29 protein-coding genes and 1 pseudogene are annotated in these 26,067 nt (G+C 70.9%); 16 read left to right on the top strand and 14 right to left on the bottom strand.

Annotation, left to right across the window (positions count from 1 at the left end):
- Nucleotides 1–63: 63 nt before the first annotated feature.
- On the top strand, nucleotides 64–1,215 hold the full coding sequence (locus IEZ27_RS38540) for an MFS transporter (protein WP_189651792.1): 1,152 nt from the start codon (nucleotides 64–66) through the stop codon (nucleotides 1,213–1,215).
- Here the strand turns inward: IEZ27_RS38540 and IEZ27_RS38535 are convergent.
- Complete coding sequence (locus IEZ27_RS38535; RefSeq protein ID WP_189651791.1) at nucleotides 1,164–1,778, bottom strand: TetR/AcrR family transcriptional regulator; 615 nt, start codon at nucleotides 1,776–1,778, stop codon at nucleotides 1,164–1,166. The two genes, IEZ27_RS38540 and IEZ27_RS38535, sit on opposite strands and share 52 nt — an antisense overlap.
- Nucleotides 1,779–1,849: 71 nt before the next feature.
- On the opposite strand from IEZ27_RS38535, the gene IEZ27_RS38530 reads away from it, so the two are divergent.
- Together IEZ27_RS38530 and IEZ27_RS38525 are read left to right on the top strand one after the other, a co-directional pair.
- Nucleotides 1,850–2,815, top strand: a complete 966-nt coding sequence (locus IEZ27_RS38530; protein WP_189651790.1) for a GumC domain-containing protein — start codon at nucleotides 1,850–1,852, stop codon at nucleotides 2,813–2,815.
- Between the two features lie 80 nt (nucleotides 2,816–2,895).
- Nucleotides 2,896–3,582: a hypothetical protein gene (locus IEZ27_RS38525; protein ID WP_189651789.1), complete on the top strand. Its 687-nt coding sequence runs from the start codon at nucleotides 2,896–2,898 to the stop codon at nucleotides 3,580–3,582.
- Here the strand turns inward: IEZ27_RS38525 and IEZ27_RS38520 are convergent.
- Nucleotides 3,574–4,404 (bottom strand): undecaprenyl-diphosphate phosphatase, encoded by an 831-nt coding sequence (locus IEZ27_RS38520; protein WP_125643422.1) that lies wholly within the window; start codon nucleotides 4,402–4,404, stop codon nucleotides 3,574–3,576. The genes IEZ27_RS38525 and IEZ27_RS38520 overlap by 9 nt on opposite strands.
- A 118-nt stretch (nucleotides 4,405–4,522) precedes the next feature.
- Nucleotides 4,523–5,335, bottom strand: a complete 813-nt coding sequence (locus IEZ27_RS38515) for an NmrA family NAD(P)-binding protein (protein ID WP_189651788.1) — start codon at nucleotides 5,333–5,335, stop codon at nucleotides 4,523–4,525.
- Between the two features lie 75 nt (nucleotides 5,336–5,410).
- Between IEZ27_RS38515 and IEZ27_RS38510 the strand changes: the two genes are divergently transcribed.
- The 3 genes from IEZ27_RS38510 (at nucleotide 5,411) to IEZ27_RS38500 (ending at nucleotide 7,091) form a co-directional block, all read left to right on the top strand.
- A complete protein-coding gene (locus IEZ27_RS38510) occupies nucleotides 5,411–6,331 on the top strand; it encodes an AraC family transcriptional regulator (protein WP_189651787.1) in 921 nt (306 codons plus the stop codon).
- Nucleotides 6,328–6,837, top strand: a complete 510-nt coding sequence (locus IEZ27_RS38505) for an HAD domain-containing protein (protein ID WP_189651786.1) — start codon at nucleotides 6,328–6,330, stop codon at nucleotides 6,835–6,837. Before IEZ27_RS38510 ends, IEZ27_RS38505 begins: the two co-directional genes overlap by 4 nt.
- 62 nt (nucleotides 6,838–6,899) lie before the next feature.
- Nucleotides 6,900–7,091 carry a PspC domain-containing protein gene (locus IEZ27_RS38500; RefSeq protein WP_125643413.1) on the top strand — a complete coding sequence of 64 codons (192 nt, stop codon included), beginning with the start codon at nucleotides 6,900–6,902 and terminating at the stop codon, nucleotides 7,089–7,091.
- Between the two features lie 21 nt (nucleotides 7,092–7,112).
- On the opposite strand, the pseudogene IEZ27_RS54395 reads toward IEZ27_RS38500, so the two are convergent.
- Nucleotides 7,113–8,465, bottom strand: a pseudogene (locus tag IEZ27_RS54395) (FAD-dependent monooxygenase); the annotation flags it as partial.
- Nucleotides 8,466–8,532: 67 nt separating this feature from the next.
- On the opposite strand from IEZ27_RS54395, the gene IEZ27_RS38490 reads away from it, so the two are divergent.
- Together IEZ27_RS38490 and lipB are read left to right on the top strand one after the other, a co-directional pair.
- Entirely contained in the window at nucleotides 8,533–9,081 is a 549-nt protein-coding gene (locus IEZ27_RS38490; protein WP_189651785.1) for a TetR family transcriptional regulator, read from the top strand.
- Entirely contained in the window at nucleotides 9,078–9,713 is a 636-nt protein-coding gene (gene lipB, locus IEZ27_RS38485) for a lipoyl(octanoyl) transferase LipB (protein WP_189651784.1), read from the top strand. Before IEZ27_RS38490 ends, lipB begins: the two co-directional genes overlap by 4 nt.
- A gap of 4 nt (nucleotides 9,714–9,717) precedes the next feature.
- Here lipB and IEZ27_RS38480 read toward each other — a convergent pair whose 3' ends face one another.
- The 4 genes from IEZ27_RS38480 to IEZ27_RS38465 all read right to left on the bottom strand — a co-directional run bounded on the left by IEZ27_RS38480 (nucleotide 9,718) and on the right by IEZ27_RS38465 (nucleotide 14,015).
- The gene (locus IEZ27_RS38480; RefSeq protein ID WP_125643408.1) at nucleotides 9,718–10,272 is read right to left on the bottom strand and encodes a TetR/AcrR family transcriptional regulator; all 555 of its coding nucleotides are present in this window, start codon (nucleotides 10,270–10,272) and stop codon (nucleotides 9,718–9,720) included.
- The gene (locus IEZ27_RS38475; RefSeq protein ID WP_189651783.1) at nucleotides 10,265–11,101 is read right to left on the bottom strand and encodes an alpha/beta fold hydrolase; all 837 of its coding nucleotides are present in this window, start codon (nucleotides 11,099–11,101) and stop codon (nucleotides 10,265–10,267) included. The genes IEZ27_RS38480 and IEZ27_RS38475 overlap by 8 nt, the downstream gene beginning before the upstream one ends.
- 248 nt (nucleotides 11,102–11,349) lie before the next feature.
- Complete coding sequence (locus tag IEZ27_RS38470; RefSeq protein WP_189651782.1) at nucleotides 11,350–12,879, bottom strand: amino acid permease; 1,530 nt, start codon at nucleotides 12,877–12,879, stop codon at nucleotides 11,350–11,352.
- Between the two features lie 98 nt (nucleotides 12,880–12,977).
- Nucleotides 12,978–14,015 carry a zinc-binding dehydrogenase gene (locus tag IEZ27_RS38465; protein ID WP_189651781.1) on the bottom strand — a complete coding sequence of 346 codons (1,038 nt, stop codon included), beginning with the start codon at nucleotides 14,013–14,015 and terminating at the stop codon, nucleotides 12,978–12,980.
- A 98-nt stretch (nucleotides 14,016–14,113) separates the two neighbouring features.
- Here IEZ27_RS38465 and IEZ27_RS38460 point away from each other — a divergent pair, with 98 nt between their 5' ends.
- Nucleotides 14,114–14,668, top strand: a complete 555-nt coding sequence (locus IEZ27_RS38460) for a TetR/AcrR family transcriptional regulator (protein WP_189651780.1) — start codon at nucleotides 14,114–14,116, stop codon at nucleotides 14,666–14,668.
- A gap of 15 nt (nucleotides 14,669–14,683) precedes the next feature.
- Here IEZ27_RS38460 and IEZ27_RS38455 read toward each other — a convergent pair whose 3' ends face one another.
- Nucleotides 14,684–15,229: a type 1 glutamine amidotransferase domain-containing protein gene (locus tag IEZ27_RS38455; protein WP_189651779.1), complete on the bottom strand. Its 546-nt coding sequence runs from the start codon at nucleotides 15,227–15,229 to the stop codon at nucleotides 14,684–14,686.
- 111 nt (nucleotides 15,230–15,340) lie between these two features.
- Between IEZ27_RS38455 and IEZ27_RS38450 the strand changes: the two genes are divergently transcribed.
- Entirely contained in the window at nucleotides 15,341–15,607 is a 267-nt protein-coding gene (locus IEZ27_RS38450) for a heavy-metal-associated domain-containing protein (protein WP_125643398.1), read from the top strand.
- A 7-nt stretch (nucleotides 15,608–15,614) separates the two neighbouring features.
- Here the strand turns inward: IEZ27_RS38450 and IEZ27_RS38445 are convergent, their stop codons facing one another.
- Nucleotides 15,615–15,968, bottom strand: a complete 354-nt coding sequence (locus tag IEZ27_RS38445) for a ribosomal maturation YjgA family protein (RefSeq protein WP_189651778.1) — start codon at nucleotides 15,966–15,968, stop codon at nucleotides 15,615–15,617.
- A gap of 147 nt (nucleotides 15,969–16,115) precedes the next feature.
- Here IEZ27_RS38445 and IEZ27_RS38440 point away from each other — a divergent pair, with 147 nt between their 5' ends.
- Genes IEZ27_RS38440 through IEZ27_RS38420 form a run of 5 tightly spaced genes read left to right on the top strand, consistent with a single transcriptional unit; the run spans nucleotide 16,116 to nucleotide 21,841 of the window.
- Complete coding sequence (locus IEZ27_RS38440; protein ID WP_189651777.1) at nucleotides 16,116–17,933, top strand: ABC transporter substrate-binding protein; 1,818 nt, start codon at nucleotides 16,116–16,118, stop codon at nucleotides 17,931–17,933.
- Complete coding sequence (locus IEZ27_RS38435) at nucleotides 17,930–18,985, top strand: ABC transporter permease (protein ID WP_189651776.1); 1,056 nt, start codon at nucleotides 17,930–17,932, stop codon at nucleotides 18,983–18,985. Before IEZ27_RS38440 ends, IEZ27_RS38435 begins: the two co-directional genes overlap by 4 nt.
- Nucleotides 18,982–19,863 carry an ABC transporter permease gene (locus IEZ27_RS38430; protein WP_189651775.1) on the top strand — a complete coding sequence of 294 codons (882 nt, stop codon included), beginning with the start codon at nucleotides 18,982–18,984 and terminating at the stop codon, nucleotides 19,861–19,863. The genes IEZ27_RS38435 and IEZ27_RS38430 overlap by 4 nt, the downstream gene beginning before the upstream one ends.
- The gene (locus tag IEZ27_RS38425) at nucleotides 19,860–20,840 is read left to right on the top strand and encodes an ABC transporter ATP-binding protein (protein WP_189651774.1); all 981 of its coding nucleotides are present in this window, start codon (nucleotides 19,860–19,862) and stop codon (nucleotides 20,838–20,840) included. The genes IEZ27_RS38430 and IEZ27_RS38425 overlap by 4 nt, the downstream gene beginning before the upstream one ends.
- Nucleotides 20,837–21,841 carry an ABC transporter ATP-binding protein gene (locus tag IEZ27_RS38420; protein ID WP_189651773.1) on the top strand — a complete coding sequence of 335 codons (1,005 nt, stop codon included), beginning with the start codon at nucleotides 20,837–20,839 and terminating at the stop codon, nucleotides 21,839–21,841. Before IEZ27_RS38425 ends, IEZ27_RS38420 begins: the two co-directional genes overlap by 4 nt.
- A gap of 1 nt (nucleotide 21,842) precedes the next feature.
- Here the strand turns inward: IEZ27_RS38420 and IEZ27_RS38415 are convergent, their stop codons facing one another.
- On the bottom strand, nucleotides 21,843–22,667 hold the full coding sequence (locus IEZ27_RS38415; RefSeq protein ID WP_189651772.1) for an NmrA family NAD(P)-binding protein: 825 nt from the start codon (nucleotides 22,665–22,667) through the stop codon (nucleotides 21,843–21,845).
- A gap of 61 nt (nucleotides 22,668–22,728) precedes the next feature.
- Nucleotides 22,729–23,904, bottom strand: a complete 1,176-nt coding sequence (locus IEZ27_RS38410; protein ID WP_189651771.1) for an FAD-dependent monooxygenase — start codon at nucleotides 23,902–23,904, stop codon at nucleotides 22,729–22,731.
- Nucleotides 23,905–23,977: 73 nt separating this feature from the next.
- Between IEZ27_RS38410 and IEZ27_RS38405 the strand changes: the two genes are divergently transcribed.
- Entirely contained in the window at nucleotides 23,978–24,550 is a 573-nt protein-coding gene (locus IEZ27_RS38405) for a TetR/AcrR family transcriptional regulator (RefSeq protein ID WP_189651770.1), read from the top strand.
- A 22-nt stretch (nucleotides 24,551–24,572) separates the two neighbouring features.
- Here the strand turns inward: IEZ27_RS38405 and IEZ27_RS38400 are convergent, their stop codons facing one another.
- On the bottom strand, nucleotides 24,573–25,211 hold the full coding sequence (locus IEZ27_RS38400) for a maleylpyruvate isomerase N-terminal domain-containing protein (protein WP_189651769.1): 639 nt from the start codon (nucleotides 25,209–25,211) through the stop codon (nucleotides 24,573–24,575).
- Nucleotides 25,212–25,312: 101 nt separating this feature from the next.
- Nucleotides 25,313–26,059 carry a nucleotidyltransferase domain-containing protein gene (locus IEZ27_RS38395; RefSeq protein ID WP_189651768.1) on the bottom strand — a complete coding sequence of 249 codons (747 nt, stop codon included), beginning with the start codon at nucleotides 26,057–26,059 and terminating at the stop codon, nucleotides 25,313–25,315.
- Nucleotides 26,060–26,067: the final 8 nt, after the last annotated feature.

The following is a 26,067-nucleotide window of genomic DNA, read 5'->3' as shown; positions in this document are numbered from 1 at the left end:
ATTGTTTGACAACTATCCAACCATGATGACAGTTTGACGTGCGTCCAACTGTGTGGAGGTTTCATGAGTTCCCGGCTTTATCCCCTCGCCGCCGGAAATTTCGCTGTCGGTACGGGCATGTTCGTCACCGCGGGGCTGCTCACCCCCATCTCCGCGGACCTCAAGATCTCCACGTCGGCGGCCGGGCAGCTCATGACCGTGTTCGCGCTGGCGTACGCGGTGTTGTCGCCCTTGCTGGCCGCGTTCACCGCGCGACTGTCGCGCAAGCGGGTGTTGCTGATCGCGCTGGCCGTGTTCGTCGCGGGCAACGTCCTGACCGCGCTGGCTCCGACGTACACGCTGGTCATGGTCACCCGGGTGATCGCGGCGGCCGGCGCGGCGATGTTCACGCCGACCGCTTCCGGTGTGGCCAACGCGCTGACCACGCCGGACCGGCGCGGGCGGGCGCTGGCGCTGGTGATGGGCGGGCTGACCGTCGCCTCGGCCGTCGGTGTGCCGCTGGGGACCTGGCTGGGCTCGGCCTCGGGATGGCGGGCGACGTTGTGGCTGGTGGTCGGGCTCGGCGTGATCGGGTTCGCCGGGGTGGCGGCGCTCGTGCCCGACGTCAAGATCGCCGTGTCGGGACGGCTCGGTGAGCGGTTCGCGCCGCTGGCCGACCGGCGGGTGCTGGTGGTGCTGGGCACGCAGTTCCTCATGTTCGGGGCCGGGTTCACCGCCTACACCTACATCGGGTCGCTGTTCGACCTGCCGCTGCCGGCCGTGTTGTGGGCGTGGGGGGTCGGCGGCATCGTGGGCAACCAGCTCGGCGGGCGCCTGACCGACTCGTACGGGCCGCGCGCCATGGTCCTGGTCGGCCTGGGCGCCGCCACGGTGTTCATCGCCCTCATCCCCGTCGCGAACCTGGCCCTGCCGATCGCCCTGGTCTGGGCGTTCCTGTGGGGCGCGCTCGGCTGGCTGGTCGCGCCGGCTCAGCAGTTCAGGACGGTCGCCGCGGTGCCGGACAACGTGCCGATCGGCCTCGGCCTGCTGTCGTCGGCCCAGTACATCGGCCTGTTCGCGGCCGGGGTCGCGGGCGGCCTGGCACTGGACGGGTACGGCCGGACCGGGGTGGTCGTGCTGGCCACCGGGGTCGGCGCGCTGGCGTTGTTGTTCACCCTGGTCACCTATCCGCGGGCGGCGGCGGTCTCGTCCAGGGAGAGCGCGCCGGTCAAATAGCGCTGGACGTTGGGCGCCGCCGCGGCCGCCACCTGGCGGGCGGGCAGCGAGGCCAGCGGCTCGACCTTGAGCAGGTAGCGCATCATGGCCAGGCCGATGAGCTGCGAGGCGGCCAGCAGCGCCCGGACCTCGGGATGGTCGCCGGACAGCCGGCGGGCTACCGGGGCCAGCAGCTCGCGGCTCATCAGCTCCTTCAGCAGCGCGGCCGTCGCCGGGGTGGCGGCGGCCGCGTGCAGCACGGCCGCGAGGCGGGGGCCGTGCGCCGGGTCCTCCCACAACTCCAGGTAGCGGGTCACCAGCCGCTCGCCGAGGCCCGACTCGTCGCCGTCGAGGGCGCCGACCATCAGCGCGACCGGCATGCCGGCCTTGATCGCGGCCTCGAACAGGCCGTCCTTGTTGCCGAAGAAGTGCATCACGAGGGCCGGATCGACGCCCGCGGCCCGCGCCACGGCCCTGATCGTGGTGCCGCCGTAGCCGTGGGCGGCGAACGACCGCATCGCCGCCTCCAGGATCTCGTCCCTGGTCTGCGGGTTTCCCGGTCGTCTTCCGCGTTCCTCGGCCATGGGGCTATTCAACCACGTGGAATTCATCTACCTTGGAATTCAACATCGATGAAGTCATCAGGTGGTGAAAAATGGGCAGGATCATTGGACTCGTCGTCGGGGTCGCCCTGCTGGGGATGCTCTTCGCCGGATCGTTCCTCGGGGCCTTCCACGCTCCCGAGCCGCACGGCGTGCCCGTCGCCGTCGTCGCGCCCGCCGAACAGGTCAGGCAGCTCCAGAACGGCGTCGACCGGCGCAGGGCGGGGGCGTTCGCGCTGAGCGGGTACGCCACGGCGGGGGAGGCGCGGGCCGCGCTGCTGGACAGGCAGGTCGACGCCGTGCTCGTCCCTCAGGAGGGCACGCTGGTGGTGGCGAGCGCGGGCGGCCGTACCGGTGCCACGGTGATCACCGCGGCCTTCCAGGGGGCCGCGCAGGCGCAGGGCCGCACGTTGCGGGTGGAGGACGCCGTACCGCTTCCGCCCGGCGACGCCGGCGGCATCGCCGGCATGTTCTACGTGCTCAGCGTGGTCCTGCCGGGGATCGCGCTGCCCGTGCTGCTCACCCGGGCCGCGCCCGGCCTGGGCGCGGCGGGACGGATCGGCGTCCTCGCGGCCGGCTCGCTGGTGGCGGGCACGGCGAACGCGTGGCTGGCCGACGTCGTGTTCGGCGCGCTGCCGGGGAGCTTCGGGCCGCTGGTGGCGGTCTCGGCGGGCATCTCGCTCGCCGTCGGCCTGGTCGTGGCGGGCCTGGTCAAGGTCGTCGGCACGCCGGGCGTGGGGGTGGCGGCGCTGCTGTTCATCCCGATCGGGCTCCCGGCCGGCGGCGGGCCGCTGGGCGCCCGTTACATCCCCGAGTGGTACGCCGCCGTCGGCCGGATCCTGCCCGTCGGCCCGGCCGCCGAGGCGGTGCGCAACACGGTGTTCTTCGGCGGCGCCGCCCTGTGGACGCCGCTCGGCGTGCTGGCCCTGTGGGCGCTGCTCGGCCTGGTCCTGCTCGCCCTGCCGGGACGCCGGGCGCAGGCGGCCCCCGCCGTACCGCGCACGCCGGTGGCGGCCTGATCTTCTCCTCCTCGGAGGTGACCTGCGGTCGCTCCGCAGGCGGACGACGGCCGGCGGCGGCGGAACGTACCGTCGCCGGCATGTTCAGGAATCAGGTGACCTTCCGCCGCGTCGCGGCGGGCACATTGCTCATCGTGGCCCCGCTCCTCCAGGCCATTGCCGTCGTCCTCGACCCCGGCACCTGGGGCGACTCGCGGGAGGCGGTCAGCTACGGCGACAACCCCGCCCTCGCCCAGACCGAGTCCGCGCTCTACCACTGGAGCTGGCTGCTCATGGGCCTGGCGGCCATCGGCCTGGTGCACCTCACCCGGCGCAAGGCCACGGTGTTCGGCCACATCACGGGCGCCGCGACGGCCATCGGCTACCTCTCGATGTCCGCGCTGCTGATGATGGACCCGGTCGAGTGGTGGCTGGGCCGGCACAACCCGCCGGACCAGGCGCAGAAGATCCTCGACGAGATGCTGAACCTGCCCGGCGTGATCTTCGGCTTCCAGGTGCCGTGGATGTTCTTCGGCCTGTTCGGCCTGCCGCTGCTGGTCACGGCCGTGTGGCGGGCCGGTTTCGTCGGCTGGTGGGTGCCGCTGCTCGTCTTCGTCGGGTACGTCGTCTCCTTCCCCATCGAGTACGGCCCCCTGACCGTGCTGTTCTGGGCCCTGCCCGTCGCCGGCCTCGGCTGGACCGGCGTGAAGGTCCTGCGGATGGGCGACGAGGCGTGGGCCGCCTACTACCCCACGCCCGCCCCCGACCGCACGGCCGTGTCAGCCTAGGGCCGGGATCCAGCCCAGGGTGACCGCGAGGATGACGAAGAACCCCAGGATGATGCGGTAGATCACGAACCCGGTGAAGCGGTGGGTGCTGATGTACTTGAGGAACCAGGCCACCGCCGCGTAACCCACGGCGAACGAGATCACCGTGGCCAGGATGGTGGGCCCCCAGGCGGGGGCCTGGCCCTCGCCGATGTCCTTCAGCTCGAACACGCCGGAGGCCAGGACGGCGGGGATGGCCAGCAGGAACGAGTATTTGGCGGCGTCCTCGCGGCGGTAGTCGAGCAGGAGGCCCGCCGTGATCGTGCCGCCCGAGCGGGAGACGCCGGGGATCAGGGCCAGCGCCTGCGCGAAGCCGTAGACGATGGCGTGGGTGAAGCTGAGGTGCTTCTCCAGCGTGAGCTTGTTGCGCGCGGTGCGGTCGGCGAACCACAGGATGCAGCCGAAGACGATCAGCGTCGTGCCGACCAGTCGCAGGTCGCGGAAGACGGTCTCGATCTGGTCCTTGAACACCAGGCCGAGCACGCCGATCGGGAGCGAGCCGACGATGACGTACCAGCCCATGCGGGCCGCCCAGTGGCCGCGCAGCTCCTTGTCCCACAACGAGCGGACCCAGGTGGAGATGATCTCCCACAGCTCCTTGCGGAAGTAGATGATCACCGCGGTCTCCGTGCCGAGCTGGATGACCGCCGTGAAGGCCGCCCCCGGGTCCTGCCAGCCGAAGAAGGCCGAGACCACACGGATGTGGGCGCTGGAGGAGATCGGCAGGAACTCCGTGAGCCCCTGGACGAGCCCCAGCACCACCGCTTCGAGCCAGCCGATCACGACTACACCTTCCGGTTACAAGAGTGACCAGGGTGAGGTTAGCGGAAACGGGGGCCGCGCAGTTGCCCACCCGGTGCGTTCGCGCGCGGCCGCTGCCCGGCCCGGTGCCGTCGCCTCTTCAGCTCCGGGCCCAGACCGGCGCGTTGGCCCTGGCGTAGTCGGTGAAGTCGCGGGCCGGGCGGCCGAGCGCCTGGCGCACGCCGTCCTCCAGATGGGCGTTGCGGCCGTCGAGGACCTCGGTGAACAGCCCGGTCAGCCCCTCGGCCTCCTCCTTCGGCACGCCCACCTCGACCGCCGCGGCCACGTACTCCTCCGGGGTGACCTGGACCGAGGTGATCGTGCGGCCCGTGGCCCGCGACAGCTCGGCCGCCGCGTCGGCGAACGTCAGCAGCCTCGGGCCGGTCAGCTCGTACAGGCGGCCCGCGTGCCCGTCCTGGGTGAGCGCGGCCACGGCCACGTCGGCGATGTCATCGGCGTCCACGAACGGCTCGGCCACGTCGGCCACCGGGATCGCCAGCACGCCGTCCAGAACCTGGTCGAGAAGGAAGCCTTCGCTGAAGTTCTGCATGAACCAGCCGCAGCGCACGATCGTCCACTCGGCGCCCGACTCCCGTACGGTCCGCTCGCTCGCCTCGGCGCCCGGCTCACCGCGCCCCGACAGCAACACCAGCCGCCGCACCCCGGCCTCCACGGCGAGCCGGGTGAACTCCCGGACGTCCTCGTACGCGCCGGGCAGCGCCAGGTCGGGGTAGTAGGACACGTACACGGCCTCGACGCCGTCGAGCGCGGCCGGCCAGGTGGCGCGATCCGCCCAGTCGAAGGACGGGGTGGCCGAGCGGGAGCCGATCCGCACGGGGAGGCCGAGAGAGGTGAGCCGGTCAGCGATGCGGCGGCCGGTCTTGCCGGTCCCGCCCAGAACCAAAATCGTCATGCATCCAGTAAGCCCTCATACCCATAAGACTCTCCATGGTTGAGAAGCGCGTTCCCATATGCGATCGTCTAGCCCATGGATCAGCTCGCGGCATTGCTCGACGGACCGAGAGCGCGGAGCGCCTTCCTGCTCCGGTCCATCCTCGACCCGCCGTGGTCGATGCGCATCCAGGACGAGGCGCCGCTCACGCTCGTGGCTCTGGTGTCCGGAGCGGCCTGGGTGCTGCCGGACAAGGGTGACCCGCAGAGCCTGGGTCCCGGGCAGGTGGCGATCCTGCGGGGGCCGGAGCCGTACGTGGTGGCCGACGAACCCGCCACCGCGCCGCAGATCGTCATCCACCCCGGCCAGCGCTGCACCACCCTCGACGGCGAGTCGATCTACCAGTCGATGGACCTCGGCGTGCGCACCTGGGGCAACGACGCCGAGGGCGCCACCGTGCTGATCACCGGGACGTACACGATGGAGGGCGAGGTCAGCAGGCGGCTGCTCGACGCGCTGCCCGCGCTGCTCGTGCAGCCCGGCGGGCCGATCATCTCGCTGCTCGGCGCCGAGATCGTCAAGGACGACCCGGGTCAGTCCGCGGTGCTCGACCGGTTGCTCGACCTGCTGCTGATCGCGGTGCTGCGGTCGTGGTTCGCCACGCACGAGGCGCCCGCCTGGTACCGCGCGATGGGCGACCCGGTCGTGGGCAGGGCGATGCGCATGTTGCACAACAACCCCGCCCACCCATGGACGGTCGCCGCGCTCGCCGCCGAGGTGGGGGTGTCCAGGGCGGCGCTGGCCAGGCGGTTCACCGACCTGGTCGGGGAGCCGCCGATGTCCTTCCTCACCGACTGGCGCCTCGCGCTGGCCGCCGACCTGCTGCGCGAGCCCGACGCCACGATCGGCTCGGTGGCCAGGAAGGTCGGTTACGGCAGCCCGTTCGCCCTCAGCGCGGCCTTCAAGCGGGTACGCGGCGTCAGCCCCCAGGAACACCGGGCAGGAGCGGCACGATGAAGCCGCTCCTGCTGCTCGACGTGGACGGCGTGCTCAACCCCATGGGCCGCCCCACGATCGACTACCGGCGTTACCGGTGCACGATCGGCACCGAGGTCTACACCGTGCACCTCAACCCCCGCCACGGCCGCAGGCTCCTCGACCTGGCCCTGTCCACCGGCTCCGAACTGGTCTGGGCCACCACCTGGGAGCACCACGCCAACGAGTGGATAGCCCCCAGGATCGGCCTGCCCGCGCTCCCGGTCATCACCATGGGCCCCGGCCGGCCGCGCAGCGAGCACGGCGAGATGTTCAAGACGCCGCACGTGGCCGCCTACGCCGGGCGTCGGCCGTTCGTGTGGTTCGACGACCAGGTGTGGGCGGAGGACGAGGAGTACCTCAGGGTGAGTCAGGGTCTGCGGGATTTCCTGCTGGTCCACGTCGATCCCAGACATGGACTGACCAGGGAACATCTGGGCATGGCACATGAATGGCTGACCCTTACAGGGTTTTCTCAGGGTCCCTAGCGGGATATCGGCGGCGCTGCTGTCCGTTTTACCGGTAGGTCATCACGACACGGAGGAACAGCATGTACCGCTCAAGGGAGCACAGGATTCTGGCCGGCGTCTGCGGCGGGCTCGCCGACAAGATGGGCCTGCCCCCCACCCTCGTCCGGATCCTCTGGCTGCTGCTGTCGCTCATCCCGGGCCCGCTCTGGGTGGTCTACGTCGCCATGTGGATCCTCATCCCGGAGGAGCCGAGGGGATACAGCGCCCACTGACGTGCCCGCAGGCTCGCCGAACCACCGCGTGAGCGCCGCCTCGGCAGGCTCCGCACAGGGTTCGGCCCAGGCCACGTAACCGTCGGGCCGTACCAGCAGCCCGCGGTCCCCGCGTACGACGTCCACCCGATCGGCCCAGCCCGTCCCGGCGGCGAGCAGGGCCGGGTCGGGGGTGACGAGCAGCCCGCGCCCGTCGTCCAGCCGCAGGCCCTCGGGCATGAAGGCGCCGACGAGCGGGTTCGGGCCGGGCGCGTAGCGCACCGACACCGCGCTCACGTCCTCGGCCAGCAGCCTGTTGGCCTCCGGCACGGTCATGAGCTGGGTGAACAGGTCGCGCAGCCGGGTCGTCCCGGCGTCCGGCGCGGCCAGTTCGACCTGCTGCAACGTGTTCGCCAGGACGGCGGCGCCGACCGGGTGGCGTTCGGCGTGGTAGCTGTCGAGCAGCCCGGCGGGGGCCGTCCCGCGTACCGCCAGGGCCAGTTTCCAGCCCAGGTTGACCGCGTCCTGGAGGCCCGTGTTCATCCCCTGGCCGCCGAACGGCATGTGCACGTGCGCCGCGTCGCCGGCCAGGAACACCCGGCCGGACCGGTAGCACTCGGCCTGCCTGGCGGCGTCGGAGAAGCGGGACAACCAGGTCGCCCCGGTGATCTCGGGTGCGGCGTCCCCGAGGTGCCGGCGCACGCTGGCCGCGAACTCCTCGATCGTCACGGGCGCGTCCTTGTCCTCGTGCACCCGGCCGTGGTCGACGGTCAGGATCCTGGTCGAGCCGTCGGGCCGGACGAACGGCCATTGGAACAGGCCGTGGGCGGTGCGTAGCCAGCCGGTCGGCGTGCCGCCGGCGACCGTGACGTCCGCGACGTAGGCGGCGAGCGTGGCGGAGGTGCCGGGGAAGGCGATCCCGGCCAGTTTGCGCACCGTGCTGCGGCCGCCGTCGCAGCCGACGAGCCAGCCCGCCCGGTACGCCGTGCCGTCGCCGGTCTCGACCGTCACGCCCGTCCCGTCCTGCGTCAGGCCGGTCACCGCCCGCCCTCGGACGATCTCCGCGCCCAGTTCCAGCGCCCGTGCCTCCAGGATCTCCTCCACCCGCGACTGCGGGACCAGCAGCCCGTACGGGTGCGGGGTGCGCGTGGCCGTCAGGTCGAGCACCCGCATGCCCGCGAAGTGCTGCAACTCCAGTTGGGGCGCGTCCCCGAGCCGGTCGAGCAGCCCGCGCATGGCGAAGGTGTCGACCGAGCGCGGGTGCAGGTTGAGCGCCCTGGACAGCCCGGTCGGGGCGGCGACCCGGTCGAGCACCAGCGTGCGCACGCCGCGCAGGCGCAGCTCGCAGGCCAGCATCAGCCCGACGGGACCGGCCCCGGCGATGACGACGTCCATCCGTGCCTCCTTATCAACGATAAGTGCTTATCACCGATAAAGCCTTATCTTTGATAAGTTGTCAAGCGTGGAACGGAGGACGGTGGTCCGCGCGGCCCTGCGGCTGCTCAACGAGGTGGGCATCGACGGGCTGACCACCCGCAGGCTGGCCGACGAGCTGGGCGTGAAGCAGCCGGCCCTCTACTGGCACTTCAAGAACAAGCAGGAGCTCCTCGACGAGATGGCCGAGGAGATGCTCGCCGGCACGCTGGACCTTCTCGACGTGCCCGAGCCGGGCCAGGAATGGGACAACTGGCTCATGGCCCGCGGGCGGGTGATCCGCCGCACACTTCTGTCGTACCGGGACGGGGCGCTCGTACACGCCGGGTCCCGGCCCACACCGGGACGGGTGGCGGAGATCCCCGCACTCATCAGGCCGCTGGTCGAGGCGGGCTTCACCGGGGAGCAGGCGATCAGGGCGCTGATCGCGGTCGGCAGGTTCGCGCTCGGCTCGGCCGTGGACGAGCGCGGCGCCGCCGTGCCGCTCGACGTGCGGCCGGAGGAGGACCCCGACGGCGACTTCGAGTTCGGGCTGCGTGCGCTGGTGTCCGGGATGCGTCTTATCCTCGAAGAATGAGGGCAAGGCCGCTGACACTCATCCAGGACGATCTCGTCGACTACGACTCGGCGATGGAGCGCATGACCGACCTCGTCGGGCAGCGCCAGCGAGACGAACGACCCGACACGCTCTGGCTGCTCAGCCACCCGTCCGTCTACACCGTCGGCCGGCGTACGGCTCCCGAGCACCTGCCCGACCCCTCGCGCGGCATCCCCGTGCTGGAGACCGGGCGCGGCGGGCAGCTCACCTACCACGGCCCCGGGCAGCTCGTCGGCTATCTCATCGTCAAGCTCACCGAGGACCAGGGCATCGTCGACTACGTGCGCGAGGTGGAGCTGCGCCTGGTCGAGGCGCTGGGCAAGCTCGGCCTGCCCGCCGAGCGGCGCGACACCCCGCCGGGCTCGGAGCTGCTGACCGGCGTGTGGACGTCCGGGACGAGCCGCAAGATCATCTCGATCGGCATGCGGCAGAGCAGGGGCGTCACCAGCCACGGGTTCGCGCTCAACGTCGACGGCGACCTCACGCCGTGGGACTGGGCGGTGGCCTGCGGCATGCCCGAGGTGGACATGACCTCGCTCAAGCGCGAGCTGGGCTCGATCACCATGGACGACGTGCGGTCCGTCGTGGCCGCCGCGTTCGAGGCGTCCTGAGCCGTCAGCGGGGGGCCGTCAGCCCGGCCACGATCATGTGCTTGAGCAGGTCGTAGCTCTCGTCGAGCCGTTCCGGCAGGCCGAACGCGCCCGACGCCTCCAGCACCGCGAACCCGTGCGCCGCCGCGCGCATGCAGCGGGCCGTGTGGATCGCGTCGGAGTCGGCGAGCCCGTAGCCGCGCAGCGTCGCGAGCATGATGCCCATCAGGCGCTCGCCCGCCGTCCGCATGCTGGGGTGGGGCTGCTGGATGACCACCGCGTAGCGGTTGGGGTGGCGGGTGACGTAGGCGCGCCAGGCGTCCATGAACGCGCCGACGGCCTCCTCGCCCGAGCGGCCCAGCACCGCCGGGCCCAGCTCGTCGGAGATCTCGTCGATGATCCGCACCGACAGCAGCTCGCGCAGCTCGGCCAGGTTGCGTACGTGCTTGTACAGCGACGGCGTCGCGACCCCGGCGCGGGCGGCCACGGCCGACAGCGTCAGGGCCTCGGGGCCGCTCTCGTCCACCAGGGCCACCGCCAGGTCGACGACCGTCTCCTGTGACAGCGCCGCCCTAGCCACGCACGCGCTCCTTGATGAACGGCACCACCGCGGCGGCCACCTGCGACGGGAACTGGGCGTGCGGGTAGTGGCCGGCGCCGTCGATCATGACGACGGTGCCGCGCCCGGCGGGCATCTCGGCCACGATGCCGTCCGCCTCGGCGCGCGGGTCGGCCCAGTCGGGGTCGAGCGTGCCCATGATCACGAGGGCGTCGGTCCGGAGGCGGGGGAGCTCGGCGCCGGCGTCGGTCGGGGCGGACTGGCCCATCTTGGCGACCACGGCCATCCGGCCCGGCCTGCGCAGATCGGCTTCGAGCGCGGTCATGTAGTCGCCGTAGTCGGCGGGCCTGGTGCCCGGGTAGGCGTGGTCGAGGTATTTCCTCCACAGCCCGACGCTGCGCGTGATCGCGCTGCCGAGCAGCAGGAGGGCGCCCTTGCGGTGGTGGCCCTGGCGCAGCAGCGCGCCGCCGTCGATCTTCTGCGCCCGGGTGAAGGGCCCGAGCTCCACCAGCGCGCTGACCAGCTCGGGGGCCTGTGCCGCGGCGATCGTGGCGGCGCCGCCCGCGAACGAGTGGCCCACGATCGCGGCGGGGCCGCCCAGGTGGCGGACCAGCGCGAGAATGTCGCCGGCCACGTCTGCGCGGGTGTAGGAGGGCCAGTCGCGGCTGGACTCGCCGTGCCCGCGCAGGTCCATGGCCGCCACCCGGAAACCGGCCGCGACCAGCTCGGGCGCCAGGAACCGGTACGCCCGCCGGTCGTTGCCCATGCCGGGCACCAGCACCACCAGCGGCCCTTCGCCGGTCACGTCGTACGCGATCTGCCCGTCGCCGATCGTCAGAAGCTCGGTCATGCCCATCTCCTCAGCTAAGCTCTGTAGCCACAAAGCTAAAGCCTTTAGCCTCCTTCGTCAAACGATGTCCGGAAATGGGGCGTGATGATGGGCGCTGTCCGTACATGGGGCGTGCGCGCCGAGCTCTGGCCGTCTGGGAGGGCCTGGAGCATCGGGAGATCGCCAAGGCGCCGGGCCTGTCGCGTGACGCCGTCGTGAAGGACTGACCGGCCGGGTACGGCCCCGGGGGAGCCGTACCCGGCGAGGCGTCAGGCGGCCGGGACGTCGTCGATGGTGCGGCGCGGTCCGGTGAACCAGCGCTTGGCCGACAGGGCCCACCACAACCAGATGCCGATCAGCACGACCCCGACGGCGATCGGCGCGTAGTTGACCGAGGTCCAGGTGAAGTCCTTGTTGCCGGGCACGCCCGCGGGCGAGAACGGCATGATGAAGTAGACCGACACGATGACGATCTCGACGCAGGCGATCCAGCCCAGCACGCGGTACTTGCGGCCCAGCGTCCACGGGCCGGGCTTGAAGGCGTCGCCCATGCGCAGGCGCAGCCAGATCGGGATGAGGAACGCCAGGTAGAGGCCGATGACCGCGATCGACACGACGGCGTAGAAGGCGACCGGCGTGGTCGAGCCCGCGGGGGCGTACAGGGCGGGGAGGGTGATCAGGGCGGCGATGAGGCAGCCGGCCAGGATGGCGTTGACCGGGGTGCGGTTGCGGTCTACCTTCGACCACAGCCGCCATCCGGGCACCGCGCCGTCGCGCGAGAACGCGTACGTCATGCGCGACATCGAGGTCACGCAGCTCATCCCGCAGAAGAACTGGCCGATCGTGGAGATCGCGAAGATCGCCGTGGCCAGCGGGGAGGAGAGCGCGGTCTCGAAGATCGCGCCGACGAAGCCGGACTGCTTGTTGATCTCGTCCACGTTCGTCGCGGCGAACAGGAACGACAGCAGCAGGATCCAGCCGCCGATCGCCGAGTAGAAGATCGACTGCCACAGGCCGCGGGCGGCGGTCCTGGCCGCGCCCTGCGTCTCCTCCGACACGTGGGCGCAGGCGTCGAACCCGGTGATCGTGTACTGGGTGAGCAGGAAGCCGAGCGGGAGCACGTACAGCCAGAAGGGCAGGCCGCCGTCGCCGTCGCCGAAGCCGGAGTTGTTCAGCGTGCCGCCGAACACGAAGCCGAGCGACTGGTGCTCGGACGGCGCGAAGACCAGGATGGCGACGATGACGACGGCGCCCGCCACGTGCCACCACACGCTGATGTTCTGCAGCAGCGAGATGAGCCGGTGGCTGAAGATGTTGATGAGCGCGTGCAGGATGAGGATGATCACGAACAGCAGGAACGCCTGGGGGAGCGTGCCCTCCCAGGCGCCGGCGGTCAGGCGGCTGATCGTGATGTTGAGGAACGTGGCGCAGCCGTAGTCGACCGACGCGGTGACCGCGATGAGGCCGATCAGGTTGAGCCAGCCGGTGAACCAGCCGTGGATCGGCTTGCCCATGGTGGCGGCCCACCAATAGATGCCGCCCGCCGTCGGGAACGCCGAGACCAGCTCCGACATGCAGAAACCGATGATCAGGATGAACAGCGAGATCAGTGGCCAGCCCCACGAGATGGCGATGGGGCCGCCGTTGTTCCACGCCTGTCCGAAGGTCGTGAAGCAGCCGGCGAGGATCGAGATGATGGAGAAGGAGATCGCGAAGTTGGAGAAGCCGCTCCAGGTCCGGGCCAGCTCCTGCTTGTAGCCGAGCTCGGCGAGTCGCCTGGAATCCTCTTCGATGGACATTGAGGTCTCCCTGGGGGGCGCGGAGGACGCTCTATTTGGTCTACGTCTAGACCATTTCTCCCCGGGGGACAAGGTGTTACAGGTGAGTTTCGGTGCGGTCAGGAAGGGACGTGGTCCGCAGGGGCGATGTCCAGCACGATCTTCCCGGTGATCGTGCGGTCGAGCTGGGCCGCGGCGGCCTGCTTCAGGCGTTCCCACGACTCGCGGCGGCCGATCTCGACCGACAGCCTGCCGGCGGCCACGAGGTCGAACAGGAAGGTCAGGTCGGGGCCGGGGGAGGTGACGTCGCCGAAGGAGTTCAGGGATCGGGCGGGGCCGAGGGAGAAGGTCGAGCCGGGTGGGAAGACGGCAGGCCGTCCGGAGGCCCAGCCGACGCTCTGCAGGTTCCCGCCCGGCTTCAGCAGGCCCCACGCCGCCACCAGCGTCTCCCCGCCGACCACCTCGATCACGACATCCACAGGCGCGACCCCGTCCAGCCCGACGACGACCTCCACGGGCGCGACCCCGTCCAGTCCGACGACGACCTCCACGGGCGCGACCCCGTCCAGTCCGACGACGACCTCCACGGGCGCGACCCCGTCCAGCCCCACGGCGATCTCCGCCGGGGGCGCGGTGACGGAGGGGGGTAGGGTGCGGGCGCGTTCGGGGGTGTTGACCGATGCGATGACGTGGGCCCCGGCCAGGCGGGCGAGCTGTACGGCGAGCCGCCCGACCGAGCCCGACGCGCCCGTGACGAGCACGCGCGAGCCCGGCGAGGCGCCCGCCGCGCGCAGCGAGCGCAGGGCCGTCAGGCCGGACATCGGCAGGGCCGCGGCCACCGCCAGATCCACCCCGTCGGGCACCGCGGCGATCGAGCCGGTGTCGAACGCCGCCCGCTCCGCCCAGGCCCCCGCCCCGAACGCCGCCACCCGCGTGCCCTCGGCCGGGCCCGTGCCGTCCGCGGCGGCCCGGAGCACCACCCCGGCGGCGTCGTAGCCGAGCACGGTGCCCTCCGGCAGGCGGCCCATGTGCCGCAACTCGCTGAAGTTGATCGACGTCCGGTGCACCTCGACCAGCGCCTGCCCGGGACCGGGCGCCGGTTCGGGCACGTCGGCGAACCGCCCTTCCGCCCCCGGACCGACCACCAGTGCGCGCATACGACCACGGCTCCTCTCGCCGACAGGCGGACCGATGGTCCGCTTCGCTGCCGGGATACTATGAGGACCGACAGTCCGTTTGCAAGGGAGAGGTCCGGATGCGATCAGACGCGACCCGTAACCGCGAGGCGATCCTGCGGGCCACCGAAGAGCTGCTGGCCGCCCACGGCGCCGAGCACATCTCGCTCGACCGGGTGGCCACGGCGGCGGGGGTGGGCAAGGGCACGCTGTTCCGGCGCTTCGGCAGCAGGACCGGCCTGTTCCAGGAGTTGCTGGCCGAACGGGCGGCCGCCCTGGCCGAGGCCATCGAGTCGCCCGGCTCGCCGCTCGGCCCGGGGACGCCGCCGGAGGAACGGCTGCTCGCCTTCCTGGATGAGCTGGCCGGGCTGGCCGAACGCAACCTGGCGCTGTTCGCCGCGCACGAACGGGCCTGCGCGGCGGACAAGTACCGCGACCCCACCTATCTGCGCTGGCACGCCCACGTGACGGCGCTGATCGCGGCGGCGGCTCCTGAGCTCGACGCGGGGTTCGCCGCCCACACCCTCCTCGCCTCCTACGACGCCGACCTCGCCCGGCACGTGATGTCCGAGGGCGGGGCGGACCGGCTCAGATCCTCGGTCCGCGGCGTCGCGCGAGCGCTCCTGCGCGGCTGAGGCGGCTGAGGCGGCTCAGACCGCGAAGGCGTCCGTGGCGGCCTGGCAGAAGGCTTTCAGGTCGCCCGGTTTGCGGCTGGTGACCAGTGTGTTGGGGCCGTCCGTGCAGACCACGACCTCCTGGTCCTTCCAGGTCGCGCCCGCGTTGCCCAGGTCGGTACGAAGGCTCGGCCAGGACGTGAGCGTACGCCCGCGTACGACGTCCGCCTCGATCAGCGTCCACGGGGCGTGGCAGATGGCGGCCACCGGCTTGCCGGCGTCGAAGAAGGCGCGCGCGAACCGTACGGCCCCCGGCACCGTACGCAGGAAGTCGGGATTCGCGACACCCCCGGGGAGCACCAGGCCGTCGAATCCGGCGGGGTCGGCGTCGTCCACCGTGGCGTCCACGGCGAACGTGCCCGCCTTGTCCAGATGCTTGAACGCCTGGATCTGCCCCGAAGACGTGGAGACCAGCCGCGGCGTGCCGCCCGCCTGCTTGACCGCCTTCCACGGCTCGGTGAGCTCCACCTGCTCGACCCCTTCGGGAGCGACCAGGAACGCGATGGTCTTGCCGTTCGCCATGACTGTCCCTTTCGTTCTCCCTCCCCCTATCCGGACGGTCCGGATGTATGCGTTTTTACCCCCGGGGGGTATAGAGTGGGCGGCGTAACCGGGAGAGTGAGGAGTTCGGACATGGTGATCACCACTGCGTACCAGGTCGAGGGCATGACCTGTGGCCACTGCGTCAGCTCGGTGCGGGCCGAGGTCGGCAAGGTCGACGGGGTCCAGGTCGTCGAGGTCGACCTCGCGGCCAAGGAGATGGTCGTGACCAGCAGCGCGCCGATCGACCTGGCCGTCATCGAGTCGGCCGTGGTCGAGGCCGGCTACGAGCTGGGCGGGGGCCGGGAGCTGCTGCCGCAGGCGGGGTCGTGCTGCGGCTCGGGCGGCGGTTGCTGCTGACCCGCCTCTAGGGGGTGGACCGCCGGGATCTCCACAGGGTGTGCGCGGCGCACGCGAGGGCTGCGCCGACGGCGTACCAGAGCAGGTCGGGCGGGTTGAAGGTGCTGCCGAGCAGCGGTCGCAGGAACGGGGGGATCTCGCCGAGCTGGGCGAACTCTATCGCCCAGCTCAGCCCGCCCGCCACCGCCGCGGCGACCCACGGCCGCACGCGCGGCGCGGCCAGTACGACGAGCGCGTAGATCAGTACGGTGTAGAGCGCGTCACCTGCATACTTGGGCACGGGACCGTCCCACAGCAGCCGGACGGCGAGCCCGGCCACGATCGTCAGCACGGCGGCGAGGAGAACGGGCAGGCGGGGCACCGAATCAACGTAGTGCCAAGCGTACTGAAAATTTACACCGCAAAAGGAAACGAGAATGAAACAATTCTCCGCTGCTCGTTGACACGCGGTCTCCGTATGGTGTGCCTTCTTCTACACGGGAACCCCCCGCCTGAAGGTGAGGCATTCATGAGGAAATGGTTCGCACGCCTGGCAGTGCTGGGTGTTGCGCTGTTAGTGGCCGGCCAGGGTGCCACGGCGGCCCAAGCCCAGGAACCTGCGGCGGGGAAGAAGGTCCTGCGCGTCGGTGCCACCCAGGCGATGGACCACATGAACCCGTTCACGGCGGTCCGGCTGGTCTCGACCTCGATCCACCGCTGGATGTACGGCTTCCTCACGGTCCCCGACTCCAAGACGCTCCAGCCCAGCCCCGACCTGGCTGAGTCGTGGACGACGTCCGACGACGGGCTCACGTGGACGTTCAAGATCCGTAACACCAAGTGGTCCGACGGCCAGCCGGTCACGGCCGAGGACGCCGCCTGGACGTTCAACAAGATCATGACGGACGAGGCGGCCAAGACGGCCAACGGCCCGGCCGTGGAGAACTTCGAGAGCGTCACCGCCAACGGCCAGGACCTGGTCATCAAGACCAAGGCGCCGCAGGCGTCCATGCTGGACAACCCGATCCCGATCATGCCCAAGCATGTGTGGGAGAAGGTCACCGACATGACCACCTTCGAGGGCGACACGTACCCGACCGTCAGCAGCGGTCCGTACCTCGCGGTCGAACACAAGAAGGACCAGTACGTCAAGCTGCGGGCCAACCCCGACTACTGGCGGGGCAAGCCCAAGATCGACGAACTCCAGGTCATCTTCTACGACAACCCGCAGGCCGCCGTCGCCGGGCTCAAGAAGGGCGACATCGACCTGCTCGGCCGTATGACGCCGCCGGAGTTCGAGGCCATCCAGAACGACCCGAACATCGAGGCGTGGAACACCCAGGGCCGGCGGGCCGCGTACCTGCAGATCAACCACGGCGCCACCACCACGGACAACAAGCCCGTCGGTGACGGTCACCCGGCGCTGAAGGACCCGAAGGTGCGCCAGGCGCTGCACTTCGCCATCGACAAGCAGAAGCTGGTCGACGAGGTGCAGAACGGCCTGGCCAAGCCGGCCGACGGCTCGATCATCCCGCCCATGTACAAGGACTTCTTCTGGGAGGCCACGGGCGACGAGAAGGTCACCTACGACGTCGCCAAGGCCAACAAGATCCTCGACGACGCCGGCTACAAGAAGGGCTCCGACGGCGTCCGTACGATGCCCGACGGCAAGCGCAAGCTGGAGTTCCGCTTCAGCATCCACACCGACACGCCGACCGAGGACAAGCTCGCCGAGTACCTGACCGGCTTCTTCAAGGAGATCGGCGTCACGCTGACCACCAAGAAGCTCGACTCCAGCAAGTTCACCGAGGAGACCGGCGTCACGGCGCTGTTCGACATCGCGATCAGCGGCTGGTCGGTCAACCCCGACCCCGAGGAGATCCTGGCCACCCACCTGTGCAGCCGCAGGCCGGCGCCGGGCGGCGAGGGCGGCGGCACCGAGTCGTTCTACTGCGACCCGACCTTCGAGAAGCTCTACCAGGAGCAGCTCAAGGAGCTCGACCGGCCCAAGCGTGCCGAGATCATCAAGCAGATGGAGCAGCGGCTCTACACCGACGCCCCCGTCATCGCGATCTACTACCCCAACGACCTTGAGGGTTACCGCAAGGACCGGATCACCAGCATCACCCCGATCCCCGAGGACAAGGGCCTCCTGTACGGCGGCAGCGGCTACTGGCCGTTCTACACGGTCGACGTCAAGGCGAGCGCGGCCTCTGGCTCCGGCGCCGACGGCGGCGGCTCCAACACCGGCCTCATCGTCGGGGTGGTCGGCGGTGTGGTCGTCATCGGCCTCGTGGCCTTCCTCCTGACCAGGCGGCGTAAGAGCGCCTCCGACGAGCGCGAATGACAACACCGCTCGAAGCAGCGGAACCCGTCGCCGTCCAGGCGGCGGGTTCCGGTGAGGACCGCCCCGCGGGCCGCGGCACGCTCAGGTACGCGTTGTCGAAGGCCGGCGGGGCGCTGTTCAGCATCGCCGCGGTGATCGTCGGAACGTTCTTCGTCTTCCGGCTGTTGCCCGGCGATCCCGTGCGGAACCTGGCGCAGGGCCGCAACATGACCCCCGCGCAGCTCGACCTGGAACGCCACCGGCTCGGCCTCGACAAGCCGGTGCTCGACCAGTTCTTCGACTTCGTCGGCAAGACGCTCAGGCTCGACCTGGGCCTGTCGTACGAGTACAAGCGGCCGGTGCTCGACCTCATCGGCGAGCGCATCGGCCCGACCCTGCTGCTGGCCGGCACGGGCACGATCCTCGCGGTCTCGCTCGGCATCTGGCAGGGCACGCGGGCCGGCTGGCGGCACGGCAGCAGGTTCGACCGGTTCTCCACCGGCGTCTCGCTGGTGTTGTGGTCGGTGCCCACCTTCTGGCTCGGGCTGCTCCTGCTCATGGTGTTCGGCGTCGGCGTCGGGCCGATCCCCGGGCTGTTCCCCTTCCGCGGCATCGAGAGCGTGGACGCGCCCGACGGGTTCGCGTACCTGCTCGACGTGGCCTCGCACATGGTGTTGCCGTGCCTGACCCTGGTGGCGGTGGTCTACGCCCAATACCTGCTGGTCATGCGGTCGTCCCTGCTGGAGGAGGTCAGCCAGGACTACGTGACCACCGCCCGCGCCAAGGGCCTGCGCGACGAGGAGGTACGCCGCCGGCACGCCGTCCCCAACGCCCTGCTGCCCACGGTGACGCTGGTCTTCATGCGTATGGGCTTCGTGGTCGGCGGCGCGGTGACCGTCGAGTACATCTACAGCTGGCCGGGGCTCGGGCAGTTGTTCTACCGGGCGATCGAGGTGCCGGACTTCACGCTCATGCAGGGCACGTTCATGCTGATCACCGTGGCCGTGATCCTCATGAACACGCTGGCCGACGTGGTCTACCACTTCCTCGACCCGAGAGTGAGGTCGGCATGACCAGCGTCGCTTGGGACCGCAGGCGGCACGCGTTCGGCCGCTTCTGGGGCACCTTCCGCCATCAGCGGGCCGGCATGGTCGGCCTCGGGGTGCTCGTCGTGGCGGTGGTGCTGGCGCTGATCGCGCCGCTGTTCATCGACGAGGGCGTGACCAACGTGGTCCGCGCCACCGGCGAGAAGATGGCCCCGCCGAGCCTCGACCACCCGTTCGGCACCGACGAGTCGCGGCGGTCGATCCTGCTGATGATCTGGTGGGGTTCGCGTACCTCGCTGCTCATCGGCTTCCTCGCCGCGCTGCTCAGCATCGTGATCGGCATGGTCGTCGGCATCGCCGCCGGGCACTTCCGCGGCTGGTCCGGGGCCGTGCTCATGCGGATCACCGACTGGTTCCTGGTGCTGCCCTCGCTGATCACGGCGCTGGTGCTGGCGGCCATCCTGGGCGGCAGCACGTTCACGATCATCATGGCCATCGGGATCACGACCTGGCCGTCCACCGCCCGCCTGATCAGGGCGCAGACGTTGTCGGTCGAGGCGCGGCCCTACATCGAACGTTCCAAGGCGCTGGGCGCGGGCCACTGGCACATCACCACCCGGCACGTGTTGCCGAACGTGGCGCCGCTGCTGCTGGCCAGCACCACGCTGGAGGTGGCCAGCGCGATCGTCACCGAGTCCACGCTCGCCTTCCTCGGCGTCACCGCCAACAAGACCTCGTGGGGCACGATGTTGCGGGCCTCCTACGACTTCGGCGCGGCCACGTACGGCGCCTGGTGGTACATCCTCATCCCGGGTCTGTGCATCCTCGCCGTCGTCATGGCGTTCACGCTGTGCGGCAGGGCGCTGGAGGCCGTGCTGAACCCAAGGCTCAGGAGGGCGGCATGAGTCTCCTCGAACTGGACGACCTGTCGGTGACGTACCGCATCGCCTCGGGCGAGGTGCCCGCGGTGCGCGGTGTGTCGCTGTCCCTCGACCCCGGGGCGGCACTCGGGGTCGCCGGCGAGTCGGGGTCCGGCAAGTCGTCGCTGGCCATGGCGCTGCTCAGGCTCCTGCCCAAGAGCACGCGGGTCGGCGGCCGGATCCTGCTCGACGGCGAGGACATTCTCGCCATGAAGTGGGGCCGTATGCGGGCCGTGCGCTGGGCCGAGGCCTCGATCGTCTTCCAAGGCGCGCAGCACGGCCTCAACCCCGTGCGCAGGATCGGCGAGCAGATCGCCGAGCCGCTGCTCGTGCACGGTCTGGCCAAGCCCGACGGCGCCCGTAAGCGCGTCGCCGAGCTGCTCGAACAGGTCGGCCTGCCCGCCTGGCGGGCCCGCAGCTACCCGCACGAGCTGTCCGGCGGCCAGCGGCAGCGCGTGATGATCGCGATGGCGCTGGCCTGCTCGCCCCGGCTGATCATCGCCGACGAGCCGACCACCGCGCTCGACGTGATGGTCCAGGCCCAGGTCCTGACCCTGATCAAGGAGCTGATCGCCGAGCACGGCATCTCCCTGATCATGATCTCGCACGACCTGTCGGTCCTGGCCGACGTCTGCGACCAGCTCGCGGTCATGTACGCCGGCCGCGTGGTCGAGCACGGTCCCTCCCGCGAGGTGTTCCACGACGCCCGCCACCCCTACAGCCGGGCGCTGGCGGCCGCGTTCCCGACCGTGGGCGACCCGGTCTCGCGGCTGGCCCCCAAGGGCCTCGGCGGCGACCCGCCGGACCCGATGCAGCTCCCGGCAGGCTGCTCGTTCCACCCGCGCTGTCCGGTCGCGGTGGAGGAGTGCGCGGGGCTCGACGTCGAGCTGTGGCCCGCCGGTCCCCGCCACGCCGCCGCCTGCGTGCACGTACGGACCAAGGAGGAGGTCGAGACGTCATGACCGAGACGCAGACCGCGGCCGAGACCGTCTCGACGGGAAAGGGCGCGTTGCTGGAGGCCCGTGACCTGCATGTCGCGTTCTCCGCGCGAGGCCGCAGCGCCCGCGCGGTGGACGGCGTCAACCTGGCGATCGGCCAGGGCGAGATCGTGGCCCTCGTCGGCGAGTCGGGCTGCGGCAAGACCACGCTGGCCCGCACGCTGCTCGGCCTCGAACGCCCCACCTCCGGCGAGGTCCGCTACGACGGCTCCCCGCTCCAGTACGGCTCCAGGGCGCTCAAGTCCTACCGGCGTCAGGTCCAGCTCGTGCTGCAGGACCCGATGGGCTCGCTCAACCCCCGCCACACCGTCTACGAGGCGGTCGCCGAGGGCCCGCGCATCCACGGCCTGCCCGACGAGCAGGAGATCGTGGCCTCGGCCCTGTCCAGGGCCGGGCTGCGGCCGCCGGAGCGCTTCTTCCTGCGTTACCCGCACGAGCTGTCCGGCGGCCAGCGGCAGCGCGTCGTGATCGCCGGCGCGCTCGCGCTGAACCCGAAGGTGCTGATCGCCGACGAGCCCGTCGCCTCGCTCGACGCGTCCGTACGCGGCGAGATCCTGGCCCTGATGCTCAAGCTCAGGGCCGACCTGGGCCTCTCGGCGCTGGTCGTCACCCATGACCTCGGCCTGGCCTGGAACATCGCCGACCGGGTCGCGGTCATGTACCTCGGCCGGATCGTCGAGTCCGGGCCGGTCGAGCAGGTGCTGACGGCACCGCGGCATCCGTACACGCAGGCGCTGATGTCGGTGTTGCCGGAGTCGCCCGAGCGGATCGTGCTGACCGGTGAGCCGCCGGACCCGACCAGGGTGCCGGGTGGCTGCCGGTTCCATCCCCGCTGCCAGGTGCTCGCCTCCGGCAGGGCGGCCGAGGCGGGCGTGGACGCGGCCTGCCGGTCGGAACCGCTGAGCATCCTGCCCGCGGTGCCCGACGCCCAGGCCGCCTGCCACTTCGCGGCGGTCGGCGGGTAGTTCAGCCGCGGAAGGCGTCGGCGTGCTCCCGCGCCCACTCCGCGAAGTCGCGCGCGTCCCGGCCGGTGATCTCACGGACGGTCGGGACAACCGTGTAGCCGACCTCCGGCGTGTTGCCGAGCGCGCCGACGAGGAACTCGATGGTCTGCTCGCCCATGCCGTCGGCGCGCCACTTGGCCCGCGCCTCGTCCACGGTGAGCTCGACGAACTCCACGTCCCTGCCGACGGCCTCGCTCAGGATGGCGACCTTCTCCTTGAGGGTGATCGCGCGGGGGCCGGTCAGCACGTACGTCCTGCCGCCGTGGCCGCCCTCGGCCAGGACCGTCGCGGCCACCGCGGCGATGTCGCGCTCGTGCACCAGCGCGCTCAGGCGCTCGCCGAACGGCTCCTTGATGACGCCCTCGGTCCTGATCGTGTGGGCCCACCACTGAAGGGTGTTGGCCATGAACTCGACCGGGTGGAGCAGCGTCCACTCCAGGTCGGTGGCGGCGAGGGCCTGCTCCAGCTCGCCGTCCTCGCGGCCGCCGAGCACGGTGACCCGGCGTACGCCCGCCTTGACGGCCAGCTCGGCCAGCCCGGCGCCGTCGGGGAGCGGGGAGTAGTCGTCGCCGGCGAAGTTGATGAAGTGCACCCCGGTGACGCCCTCGAAGGCGGCGGCCAGGGACGCGGGCTCGGCGAGGTCTCCGCCGACGACCTCGACGCCCTCGGGGAAGGCGGCCTTGGCGGGGTTCCTGGTCAGGGCCCGGACCTGCTGACCGGCCTGAAGCAGCTCCTCGACGACGAGACGGCCGACGGTTCCGGTGGCACCGGTGACGAGGATGGTCATGGCAAACCCCAATTCATGTGGAACGGAATGTTCTGCTCTTACTATAGCAGAACGGAACGCTTCATTCCATGTAGTTCTTGAGGCTGATCGCCACGGCCGCCCGGTGGATCGCCCCGGCGACACGCTCGACGACCTTCTCCTTGCCCGGCAGGTACGGCAGCAGCTTCAACATCCTCATCTGGATCCAGAGCGCCAGCCGTGAGCCGATCACCATGCCCTTGACGTTCGCCGGGCCGAGCTCCTGGTTGACCCGTACGAACTCGCGCATCTCCCGCTCGTAGCCGGCCGCGCCGCCGCCCCGGGCCAGCTCGCCCGCCAGCACGTACGCCCCCACGATCGCCAGGCTCGTGCCCTGCCCCGAGGCCGGCGAGGCGCAGTACGCGGCGTCCCCGACCAGCACGACCCGGCCCTTCGACCACTGGTCCATGTGTACCTGGCTGACCGAGTCGAAGTAGAAGTCGTCGGCGCCGCGCACCGCGCCGAGCAGTGCGGGCACCTCCCATTCGGCCCCCGACATGGCCTCGGTCAGCAGGTCCTTCTGGTGGCCGACGTCGCGGTGGTCGTAGGCGAGCGGCTGAGAGGCCCACATGAACAGGGCCTTGGCGTCGCCGTCCCGTCCGGTGCTGTAGACGTTGGCGGTCCTGCCGGGGCTCGCGTGCACGGCCTCCTCGCGGTCCAGGCCGAGCGTGTTGGGGACGGTGCAGATCGAGATGTAGTAGCCCAGGTCGCGGACGAACCCGGCGTCCTCGCCGAAGGCGATCCTGCGCACGTTGGAACGCATGCCGTCCGCGCCCACGACCAGGTCGAACCGGCGCGGCGCCGCGTGCTCGAAGGTGACCAGGCCGTCGTCGGCGATGGCGGTGACGGAGTCGCCGAAGAGGTATTCGACGTCGTCGCGGGTGAGGTCGTACAGGAGGTCGTTGAGGTCGCCGCGCATGATCTCGACGTCGTCGCCCGTACGCCCGCCGAACAGGTCGGCGTCCATGGTGGCCAGCGGCCTGCCCTTGCGGTCGTAGTGGGTGGCCACGCGCATACCGGTGGCGCGGGCGGTGACCGCGCCCGTGAGGCCCATGCGGCCGATCACGTCGAGGGCGGCGCCTCGGATGTCCACCTTGTAGCCGCCCTCGCGGACGGCCGGGGCGCGCTCGACGACGGTGACGGTGAAGCCGTGGCGGCGCAGCCAGTACGCCAGCGAGGTGCCGGCGATGCTCGCGCCGGAGATCAGGACGTTCTTCATGCCGTGAACGGTACACCTGTCTCAGACGCTTGTCTAGGACGAATATCTAAGACGCCTGTGTTACTGTCTGGGCATGGGAAACAGGGAAGATCTGCTGGCCGGAGCCAAGCGGTGCCTGATGGAGAAGGGCTACTCGCGTACCACCGCGCGCGACATCGCCACCGCGTCGGGCGTGAGCCTCGCGGGCATCGGCTACCACTTCAAGTCGAAGGACGCGCTGATGAACGAGGCGCTGTTCGAGGTGATGAAGGAGTGGGGCGACGATCTGGGGCGCATCCTCACCGCCGACGTCAAGGCCGACGCCTCACCGCTGGAGCGGTTCGCGGCGGGCTGGGACGGCGTGGTGGACTCGTTCGCCCGGCTGCGGCCGCTCTGGATCACCCAGTTGGAGCTGCTCGGGCAGATCGATCACCTGCCCGAGATGCGGGAGCAGCTCGTACCGGCCATCAAGGAGGCGCGCCTGGGGCTCGCCGAGCTGTTCCAGGACGTACGGGCGGAGACGGACCCGGAGCGGGCCCGGCTGGTGGGCTCGTTGTACCAGGCCATGCTGACCGGGTTCCTGGCGCAATGGCTGCTCGACCCGGACAGCGCGTTGTCGGGGCACGAGGTCGCCGAGGCCCTGCGCCTGGTGGGCGGCGGGTCGTAGCGTACGGCCCGCCGCGGGGGCCTCAGAAGGCGCTTATCGTGGCGGGGGCCCGCTCGGCCCTGCTCAGGGTGCGGATGACCGCCGTCGCGCCGTGTCGGTGGACCGCCAGGCGGGCCAGCAGCTCCACCACGGGCTCGTTGATCGACGGCGGCAGCTCGGGGGTGCCGATGCCCACGCTCGCGGCCAGGTCGTCGGAGTGCACGACCAGCTCCATCACCCTGGTGAGCAGGAAGTCGTCGAGCCGCAGCGACCAGGCCGCCCACGGCAGCCGTACGACCCGGTCCTCGGGCTCGGCGGGCAGCTCGGTCAGCAGCCGGTCGAGCAGCGCCTGCGTACGCTCGACGAGCGCGGCGTGACCGTCGGCGGCGGCGGCCTGCCCGCCCACCCGGACGCTCACGTTGCTCTCGTGGTCGAGGCCCGCCTGAACCCACGGCGACCTCGTGTAGTGCTCGATGAGCGGGATCGGCTCGTCGGCCCTCTCGCCGCAGTCGAGCACGTCGATGACCCGGACGATCTGGTGGGCCAGATGCCCGGCCAGGCCCGCGACACTGAACTCGGTCAGCGCGCTCGGCTTGTCCCACGCCGTCCGTACGGCCGGGTCGCGCAGGAGCGAGACCGCCGACGTCGCGGCCACCAGATAGGACTGCCTGATCTCCGCCATATGCCGCCCTTTCCCCGGTACGGGTGGTAAGTCGGGCCCAAGACTATCCCCGGCCACCGACCGTGAGGGCCGCCGTCCTGCCCACTGAGACACCGCCGCCGTCAGGCGTCGTCGCGGCTCTCCGCCAGCGTCTTCCCGATCGCGGACCTGACGAAGGCCCGCGTCAGCCGGCCCCTCCTGAACCGGCTCAGGACCGGCCGTGGGGTGCCGTACCGGCGGGCCTGTACGTCGGCCAGCACGACCTCCGGCGCGCCCATCCCGGCCAGCACGTCGAGCGCCTCGCGCTTGGTGATCAACCGGTTCTCCCGCAGCGTGACCGAGGCCCGCGCGACGGTCAGCAGGCCGAGGTCCACCCAGACGTCCCGCAGCCAGCGCCGGCGTCCCATGGTCTTGTCCAGCCAGAACAGACGCAGGTCCGTACGGACGAAGTCGGCCAGCTCGGCGTCGGAGACCGGCGGCAGTAACTCGGCGGGCGGCGGCCCGGCCAGCACGAGAGGGGCCGTGTGCAGCTCGCGGCGGGTCACGGCGGTGACCTGGCGGCGGAAGATCTGCTCGTGGGCCCACGTGACGTGCTCGGCCGGCAGGTCCGCCAGCTCCTCCAGGGACATGTAGGAGCAGTGGAGCAGGTCGGCGAGCGGCAGGCCGAGCCCCCGGTGCAGCCCCTTGATCCGGCGCCATTGCTCCATCGTGACCGGTGTCTCGACGATCGCGATCAGGTCGAGGTCGCTGCGCCCGGGCTGGTAGTCACCCGCGCCCAGTGAGCCGTGCGCCCACAGGGCGACCAGGGGCACGACCTCGCCCACACCATCACGGAACCGCCGGAGCAGGACGTCTGTGGCCGCATGCATGATGTCCA

The sequence above is a fragment of the Nonomuraea spiralis genome (assembly GCF_014648435.1).
GTDB lineage: Bacteria > Actinomycetota > Actinomycetes > Streptosporangiales > Streptosporangiaceae > Nonomuraea > Nonomuraea spiralis.
Note: the sequence above shows the minus strand (reverse complement) of the source record. Positions and strands in the feature narration are given on the sequence as shown.

Bases quoted from the DNA above. Each gene is read 5' to 3' on its own strand.
- IEZ27_RS38540 (WP_189651792.1), top strand. From the start codon at position 64: ATGAGTTCCCGGCTTTATCCCCTCGCCGCCGGAAATTTCGCTGTCGGT.
- IEZ27_RS38535 (WP_189651791.1), bottom strand. From the start codon at position 1,778: ATGGCCGAGGAACGCGGAAGACGACCGGGAAACCCGCAGACCAGGGAC.
- IEZ27_RS38530 (WP_189651790.1), top strand. From the start codon at position 1,850: ATGGGCAGGATCATTGGACTCGTCGTCGGGGTCGCCCTGCTGGGGATG.
- IEZ27_RS38525 (WP_189651789.1), top strand. From the start codon at position 2,896: ATGTTCAGGAATCAGGTGACCTTCCGCCGCGTCGCGGCGGGCACATTG.
- IEZ27_RS38515 (WP_189651788.1), bottom strand. From the start codon at position 5,335: ATGACGATTTTGGTTCTGGGCGGGACCGGCAAGACCGGCCGCCGCATC.
- IEZ27_RS38510 (WP_189651787.1), top strand. From the start codon at position 5,411: ATGGATCAGCTCGCGGCATTGCTCGACGGACCGAGAGCGCGGAGCGCC.
- IEZ27_RS38505 (WP_189651786.1), top strand. From the start codon at position 6,328: ATGAAGCCGCTCCTGCTGCTCGACGTGGACGGCGTGCTCAACCCCATG.
- IEZ27_RS38500 (WP_125643413.1), top strand. From the start codon at position 6,900: ATGTACCGCTCAAGGGAGCACAGGATTCTGGCCGGCGTCTGCGGCGGG.
- lipB (WP_189651784.1), top strand. From the start codon at position 9,078: ATGAGGGCAAGGCCGCTGACACTCATCCAGGACGATCTCGTCGACTAC.
- IEZ27_RS38475 (WP_189651783.1), bottom strand. From the start codon at position 11,101: ATGACCGAGCTTCTGACGATCGGCGACGGGCAGATCGCGTACGACGTG.
- IEZ27_RS38470 (WP_189651782.1), bottom strand. From the start codon at position 12,879: ATGTCCATCGAAGAGGATTCCAGGCGACTCGCCGAGCTCGGCTACAAG.
- IEZ27_RS38465 (WP_189651781.1), bottom strand. From the start codon at position 14,015: ATGCGCGCACTGGTGGTCGGTCCGGGGGCGGAAGGGCGGTTCGCCGAC.
- IEZ27_RS38460 (WP_189651780.1), top strand. From the start codon at position 14,114: ATGCGATCAGACGCGACCCGTAACCGCGAGGCGATCCTGCGGGCCACC.
- IEZ27_RS38455 (WP_189651779.1), bottom strand. From the start codon at position 15,229: ATGGCGAACGGCAAGACCATCGCGTTCCTGGTCGCTCCCGAAGGGGTC.
- IEZ27_RS38450 (WP_125643398.1), top strand. From the start codon at position 15,341: ATGGTGATCACCACTGCGTACCAGGTCGAGGGCATGACCTGTGGCCAC.
- IEZ27_RS38440 (WP_189651777.1), top strand. From the start codon at position 16,116: ATGAGGAAATGGTTCGCACGCCTGGCAGTGCTGGGTGTTGCGCTGTTA.
- IEZ27_RS38435 (WP_189651776.1), top strand. From the start codon at position 17,930: ATGACAACACCGCTCGAAGCAGCGGAACCCGTCGCCGTCCAGGCGGCG.
- IEZ27_RS38430 (WP_189651775.1), top strand. From the start codon at position 18,982: ATGACCAGCGTCGCTTGGGACCGCAGGCGGCACGCGTTCGGCCGCTTC.
- IEZ27_RS38425 (WP_189651774.1), top strand. From the start codon at position 19,860: ATGAGTCTCCTCGAACTGGACGACCTGTCGGTGACGTACCGCATCGCC.
- IEZ27_RS38420 (WP_189651773.1), top strand. From the start codon at position 20,837: ATGACCGAGACGCAGACCGCGGCCGAGACCGTCTCGACGGGAAAGGGC.
- IEZ27_RS38415 (WP_189651772.1), bottom strand. From the start codon at position 22,667: ATGACCATCCTCGTCACCGGTGCCACCGGAACCGTCGGCCGTCTCGTC.
- IEZ27_RS38410 (WP_189651771.1), bottom strand. From the start codon at position 23,904: ATGAAGAACGTCCTGATCTCCGGCGCGAGCATCGCCGGCACCTCGCTG.
- IEZ27_RS38405 (WP_189651770.1), top strand. From the start codon at position 23,978: ATGGGAAACAGGGAAGATCTGCTGGCCGGAGCCAAGCGGTGCCTGATG.
- IEZ27_RS38400 (WP_189651769.1), bottom strand. From the start codon at position 25,211: ATGGCGGAGATCAGGCAGTCCTATCTGGTGGCCGCGACGTCGGCGGTC.
- IEZ27_RS38395 (WP_189651768.1), bottom strand. From the start codon at position 26,059: ATGCATGCGGCCACAGACGTCCTGCTCCGGCGGTTCCGTGATGGTGTG.